General features: G+C 73.2%; 8 protein-coding genes. All 8 read right to left on the bottom strand.

Features of this window, described 5'->3' with window-relative positions:
- Positions 1–66 precede the first annotated feature (66 nt).
- Positions 67–534 (bottom strand): DUF3180 domain-containing protein, encoded by a 468-nt coding sequence (locus tag AVP42_RS11365; RefSeq protein WP_067949114.1) that lies wholly within the window; start codon positions 532–534, stop codon positions 67–69.
- The gene (gene folK / locus AVP42_RS11360; RefSeq protein ID WP_067949112.1) at positions 531–1,016 is read right to left on the bottom strand and encodes a 2-amino-4-hydroxy-6-hydroxymethyldihydropteridine diphosphokinase; all 486 of its coding nucleotides are present in this window, start codon (positions 1,014–1,016) and stop codon (positions 531–533) included. Before folK ends, AVP42_RS11365 begins: the two co-directional genes overlap by 4 nt.
- A complete protein-coding gene (gene folB, locus AVP42_RS11355) occupies positions 1,013–1,384 on the bottom strand; it encodes a dihydroneopterin aldolase (protein ID WP_197467011.1) in 372 nt (123 codons plus the stop codon). The genes folK and folB overlap by 4 nt, the downstream gene beginning before the upstream one ends.
- Positions 1,377–2,168, bottom strand: coding sequence for a dihydropteroate synthase (gene folP, locus AVP42_RS11350; protein WP_067949116.1), 792 nt, complete (start codon positions 2,166–2,168; stop codon positions 1,377–1,379). The genes folB and folP overlap by 8 nt, the downstream gene beginning before the upstream one ends.
- A 10-nt stretch (positions 2,169–2,178) precedes the next feature.
- Positions 2,179–2,775 (bottom strand): GTP cyclohydrolase I, encoded by a 597-nt coding sequence (gene folE / locus AVP42_RS11345; RefSeq protein ID WP_067949108.1) that lies wholly within the window; start codon positions 2,773–2,775, stop codon positions 2,179–2,181.
- 27 nt (positions 2,776–2,802) lie between these two features.
- Complete coding sequence (ftsH, locus tag AVP42_RS11340; protein ID WP_067949107.1) at positions 2,803–4,818, bottom strand: ATP-dependent zinc metalloprotease FtsH; 2,016 nt, start codon at positions 4,816–4,818, stop codon at positions 2,803–2,805.
- 196 nt (positions 4,819–5,014) lie between these two features.
- Positions 5,015–5,566, bottom strand: a complete 552-nt coding sequence (hpt, locus tag AVP42_RS11335) for a hypoxanthine phosphoribosyltransferase (RefSeq protein WP_067949105.1) — start codon at positions 5,564–5,566, stop codon at positions 5,015–5,017.
- Positions 5,567–5,618: 52 nt separating this feature from the next.
- A partial coding sequence (locus tag AVP42_RS11330) for an ATP-binding protein (RefSeq protein ID WP_197467010.1) occupies positions 5,619–6,271 on the bottom strand: 653 nt, incomplete at its 5' end.

Below are 6,271 nucleotides of genomic sequence, written 5' to 3'. Positions count from 1 at the left end.
GGCGACCCTGGCACCGCCGGAGGACGCTCGTCCGCCGCGGCCGGTCCGGTCATCGGCTGGTCGTGGTCAGGCACGCGCGGCGCCCTCCTCATCGGGCTCGTCGGGCGGGATGGTGCAGAAGTGCTCGGCGACCAGGCCGGCGGCGAGCAGCAGCGCGGCGCCGGCGGCCGTCGCCACGGCCGTCCACACGGTGGATGCCGCGGGCAGGACGCTGCGCGTCAGGAGGAACGCCGTGATGCCGACGCCGGCGCCCAGCACGAGCGCCCCGGTGATGCTGCTGGCCTTGGCGAGCACCGCGGTGCGCGCGGCCCGGAAGGGATCGATCCGGCGCGTGGCGGTGCCGCGCACCGCCTGTCGGATCGGCCAGGCGAAGGCCAGTACGAGCGCCCCGACGCCGACCAGGGTGATCGCGAGCGACAGCGGCGGGACGACGGCCTGTGCGCCGGCGCTGACCAGCGCCAGCTCGACGAGGTACCCCACGGCGAGGCCGACGAAGCCGAACGCGACGAGGGTCGAGGCGTGCGTGCGCTTCACCGCCGCACCACCTCGTCGGTGGCCGCCGCGCGGAGGTCGGCGACGGGCCCGCGCCCGGCGATCTCGGCGTCGGGCTCGACGTCGAGCCACGGCTGCAGGACGAACGCGCGCTCCCAGGCGCGGGGATGCGGGAGCTCGAGCCGCTCGTCGGCGATCCGGAGGCCGTCGACGTCGATGAGGTCGAGGTCGAGCGTGCGGTCGCCCCAGCGCTCGTCGCGGGTGCGGCCGTGCTCGTGCTCGATGCGCTGCAGCAGGTCGAGGAGCGCGTGCGGCTCGAGCTCGGTCTCGAGGACGACCACGCCGTTGAGGTAGCGGGGCGCGTCGCGGTCGACGCCGTCGAGCTTCACCGCCGGGGTCTCGTAGACCGGTGAGACGGCGACCAGGCGCATGCCCGGCGCGTCGGCGAGCTCGCGCACCGCGGCGCCGATGGTCGCCTCGCGGTCGCCGAGGTTCGCCCCGAACGCGACGACGGCCCGGCTCATGCGCGACTCCGCACGACCGTGACGGCGACGTCGTCGAACGGGACCTCGATCGGCGCCTGCGGCTTGTGGACGGTGACCGTCGCCTCTTCGACGCCGGCGAAGCCGAGCGCCACGCCGGCGACGCGCTCGGCGACCGTCTCGATGAGGTCGACGGGGTCGCGCTCGACGGCCCGCGCGACCGCCACCGCGAGTTCGCCGTAGTGCACGGTGCGCGCGAGGTCGTCGCCGGATGCCGCGGCCGCGAGGTCGACGGCGACCGAGACGTCGATGACGAACTCCTGCCCCTGCTCGCGCTCGAAGTCGAACACCCCGTGGTGCGCGCGCACGCGGATGCCGGTCACTGCGATCCGATCGCGCGAGTCAGCCACGTCGTCCACTCTGCCATGCACGGGCGACGTCGAGCGCGACGCGCGTGGAGCGCACGTCGTGCACGCGCACGCCCCACGCGCCGGCCTGCGCGGACAGGGCGCTCACCACGGCGGTCGGCAGGTCGCGGTCCTCGACCGGCGCGCCCTCCGGGAGCAGCGCGCCGAGGAACCGCTTCCGCGAGGCGCCGACGAGCAGCGGCAGCCCGAGCCCGGCCAGGACGTCGAGGCGGGCGAGGAGCTCCCAGTTGTGCTCGGCCCGCTTGGCGAACCCGAGGCCCGGGTCGAGGATCAGCCGGTCGGGCGCGACGCCCGCGGCGACGAGCGCGTCGACGCGCGCCGCGAGCTCGTCCCGGACCTCGGCCGCGACGTCGGCGTACCGGGCGAGTTCGTCCATCCGGTCCGAGTGGCCGCGCCAGTGCATGGCCACGTACCGGGCGCCGCTCTCGGCGGCGATGCGGGCCATGGCCTCGTCGGCGAGTCCCGCCGACACGTCGTTGATGATCTCGGCCCCCGCCTCGACCGCCGCGGCGGCGGTGGTCGCACGCATGGTGTCGACGCTCACGCGGAGCCCCCGGCCCGCGAGCTCGCGGATCACCGGGACCACGCGGCGCAGCTCCTCCTCGGGCTCGACGCGCGCGGCGCCGGGGCGCGTGGACTCCCCGCCGACGTCGAGGAGGTCGGCGCCCGCCTCGGCCAGCTCGAGCGCGTGCGCGATCGCCGCGTCGGCGTCGAACCAGCGCCCGCCGTCGCTGAAGGAGTCGGGGGTGACGTTGACGACCCCCATGATGAGCGTCTCAGTCACCGCGGCCCGATCCGATGAGCGCGATGACCTCGGCGCGCGCGGCCGGTTCGGCGAGGGCCCCGCGGCTCGCGACCGTGACCGTCGAGCTGTGCTCCTGCCGGGCGCCGCGGGCGGTGACGCAGCCGTGCTCGGCGTCGAGGACGACGAGGACGCCGCGGGGCCGGAGCCCGGCGTCGAGCGCGTCCGCGATCTGCTCCGTCAGGCGCTCCTGCACCTGCGGGCGGCTCGCGATCGTGTCGACGACAGCCGGGATCCGGCTGAGGCCCACGATCTTCTCGCCGGGCAGGTAGGCCACGTGCGCGACGCCGGTGAACGGCAGCAGGTGGTGCTCGCACATGGACCGGAAGCCGAGGTCGCGGAGCACGACGACGTCGGAATCGGCCGGCTCACCGGCATCCGTCGACCCCGTCGGGACCGAGTCGGCGAGGTGCCGCTGCGCATCGCCGCCGACCCCGCTGAAGAACTCGGCGTACGCCTCGGCGACGCGACGCGGCGTGCGCTCGAGCCCGGGCCGGTCGGGGTCCTCGCCGATCGCGAGGAGCAGCTCGCGGACCGCGCGTTCGACGCGGGCCGTGTCGACGCCCGTCATGGCACCCTCCTCACGCGCCGGCGGCGGCTAGGCCGTCGCGGGACGCGGCTTCGTGCTCGGCGTGCGCGACGCCTTGGCCTCCTCGACCGGGGCGCCCGAGTCGACGCCGCCGTCCACGGCGCCCTGGTCGATCGGCGCCTTCTGGTGCGGGAACCGGATCGGCGGGCGGTCGGAGACCGGGCGGTTCTCGCTCGAGAGCCACAGCGGCCGCGGCGGCAGCTTCTTCACGTTCGCGAAGATCTCGGCGATCTGGTTGTGGTCGAGCGTCTCGTGCTCGAGCAGCGCCTCGGCGAGGCGGTCGAGGATGTCGCGGTTGTCGTTGAGCACCTGCCACGCCTCGTCGTGCGCCTGCTCGATGAGCGCGCGCACCTCGGCGTCGACGCGCTCGGCGATCTCCTCCGAGTAGTCGCGCTGGTGGCCCATGTCGCGGCCGAGGAACACCTCGCCCTGCGACTGCCCGAGCTTCACGGCGCCGACGGTGGCGCTCATGCCGTACTCGGTGACCATCTTGCGGGCCGTGGCGGTGGCCTTCTCGATGTCGTTCGAGGCGCCCGTCGACGGGTCGTGGAACACGATCTCCTCGGCGACGCGCCCGCCCATGGCGTACGTGAGCTGGTCGAGCAGCTCGTTGCGCGTCACGGAGTACTTGTCCTCCAGCGGCAGCACCATCGTGTAGCCGAGCGCGCGCCCGCGGGGCAGGATCGTGATCTTCGTGACGGGGTCGGTGTAGTTCATCGCCGCCGCCGCGAGCGCGTGGCCGCCCTCGTGGTACGCCGTGATGAGCTTCTCCTTGTCCTTCATCACGCGCGAGCGGCGCTGCGGACCGGCGATGACGCGGTCGACGGCCTCGTCGAGGGCGCGGTCGTCGATGAGCTGCGCGTTGGAGCGCGCGGTGAGCAGTGCGGCCTCGTTGAGCACGTTCGCGAGGTCGGCGCCCGTGAAGCCGGGGGTCTTGCGCGCGAGCACCTCGAGGTCGACGCCCTTGGCGAGCGGCTTGCCCTTGGCGTGCACCTCGAGGATCTTGTGGCGGCCCTTGAGGTCGGGCGCGTCGACGCCGATCTGGCGGTCGAAGCGGCCGGGGCGCAGCAGCGCCGGGTCGAGGATGTCGGGGCGGTTCGTCGCCGCGATGAGGATGACGTTGGTCTTCGGGTCGAAGCCGTCCATCTCGACGAGCAGCTGGTTCAGCGTCTGCTCGCGCTCGTCGTGTCCGCCGCCGAGGCCTGCGCCGCGGTGGCGGCCGACCGCGTCGATCTCGTCGACGAAGATGATGGCCGGCGCGTTCTGCTTGGCCTGGTCGAAGAGGTCGCGCACGCGGCTGGCGCCGACGCCCACGAACATCTCGACGAAGTCCGAACCGGAGATCGAGTAGAAGGGCACGCCCGCCTCACCGGCCACGGCGCGCGCGAGGAGCGTCTTGCCCGTTCCGGGCGGGCCGTAGAGCAGCACGCCCTTGGGGATGCGCGCGCCGACGGCCTGGAACTTGGCCGGGTCCTTGAGGAAGTCCTTGATCTCGTGGAGTTCCTCGATGGCCTCCTCGGCGCCGGCGACGTCGTCGAACGTGACCTTGGGGCTCTCCTTGGAGACGAGCTTGGCCTTGGACTTGCCGAACTGCATGACGCGGTTCCCGCCGCCCTGCATGCCCGAGAGGATGATCCAGAAGAAGAGGCCGATGAGCACGAGCGGCAGCAGGATGCCGAGCATCGAGAGGAACCAGCTCGGCTGCGGGACCTCGTCGTCGAACCCGTTCTCGGGGTCGGCGCGGTCGACCGCGGCCAGCACGTCCTCGCCGCGGGGCGTGACGTAGTAGAACTGCACCTGGGTGCCGAGGTCCTCCTCGGCCTCGGCGAGGGTGAGGTCGACGCGGTTCTCGCCGTCGACGATTTTCACCTCCTGGACCTTGCCCTCGTCGAGCAGCTCCAGGCCCTGCTGGGTGGAGACCTCACGGAAGCCCGACTGGGTGATGAGGCTCGACCCGATCCAGACCGCCACGATGGCCAGCAGGATGTAGATGACCGGCCCGCGCAGGATCTTCTTCATGTTCATGGTGGTGCAAGGCTACCGGTTGGTCACTGGGCGCGATCCGTGTGTTCGCTGAGGGCGCGCAGCGCCCGAAGCGGACGATTCGCGCCGCCGCTGAGGGCGCGCAGCGCCCGAAGCGGACGATTCGCGCCGCCGCTGAGGGCGCGCAGCGCCCGGAGCGGACCGTTCGCGCTGCCGCTGAGGGCGCGCAGCGCCCGGATCAGCTGTAGACGTGCGGCGCGAGGATGGCGACGTCGCGCAGGTTGCGGTACTGCTCGGCGTAGTCGAGGCCGTAGCCGACGACGAACTGGTTGGGGATGTCGAAGCCGAGGTACTTGACGTCGACCTCGACCTTGGCGGCATCCGGCTTGCGCAGCAGCGCGCAGATCTCGATGGAGGCGGCGCCGCGCGAGCGGAGGTTGCCGAGCAGCCAGCTGAGGGTGAGGCCGGAGTCGATGATGTCCTCGACGATGAGCACGTCGCGGCCGGAGAGGTCGCTGTCGAGGTCCTTCAGGATCTTCACGACGCCGGACGACTGGGTGCCGGCGCCGTACGAGGAGACGGCCATCCAGTCCATGGTGACGTGCGAGCGCAGTTCGCGGGCGAGGTCGGCCATGACCATGACCGCGCCCTTCAGCACGCCGACGAGGAGGAGGTCGCGGCCGGCGTAGTCGGCTTCGATGCGCCGGGCGAGCTCGGCCAGCTTGTCGCGGATCTGCTGCTCGGTGACCAGCACCTCGGTCAGGTCGGCTTCGATCTCGCGCGAATCCATTCCCGGCTCCTCCTGTTGCTCCTGGGCGAAACGGATGCCACGAGCCTAGTCGTCAGCGAGCGGTGAACTCGATGCGCCCGCCCACCCGGGAGGCCCGGCAGCCGGGCAGGTCGATGGGGCCCTGTCCGTGCCAGTCGGTGACGAGCCGGGCGACCTCGAGGGTCTGCCGTCGCGTGAGGGCGACGCCGAACTCGCTCGCGACGACGTGGCGGATGATGCGCTGGCGGAGCGCGGCGGGGTTGGCGGCGAGGACGGCCGCGCTCACCGCGATGCCGGCCTCGGCGGGTTCGCAGATCTCCTCGATGAACTCGTCGATCTGCTCGGCGAACGCCTGCTCGTCCTCGCGCAGCTGTTCGGCGGTGCGGGCGAGCGCCTCGGCGACGCCGGGGCCGAGTTCGGCCTCGAGCACGGGCAGCACGCGCTCCCGGACGCGCACTCGGGCGTAGGCGGCGTCGGCGTTGTGCGGGTCGTCCCACGGCACGAGGCCCGCGTCGCGGCACGCCTGTCGGGTGGCGGCACGGCGGATGCCGAGCAGCGGCCGCGCGTACCGGCCGGTGCGCGGCGCCATCCCGGCGAGGCTGGCCGCGCCCGAGCCGCGGGCGAGCCCGAGCAGGACCGTCTCGGCCTGGTCGTCGAGGGTGTGGCCGAGCAGCACGAGTTCCGCGCCCGCCTCGCGGGCGGCGGCGTCGAGGGCGGCGTACCGGG

Origin of the sequence: Agromyces sp. NDB4Y10, assembly GCF_001620055.1 — a bacterium.
Taxonomy (GTDB): domain Bacteria; phylum Actinomycetota; class Actinomycetes; order Actinomycetales; family Microbacteriaceae; genus Agromyces; species Agromyces indicus.
This window is presented reverse-complemented; position numbering and strand designations above follow the sequence as displayed.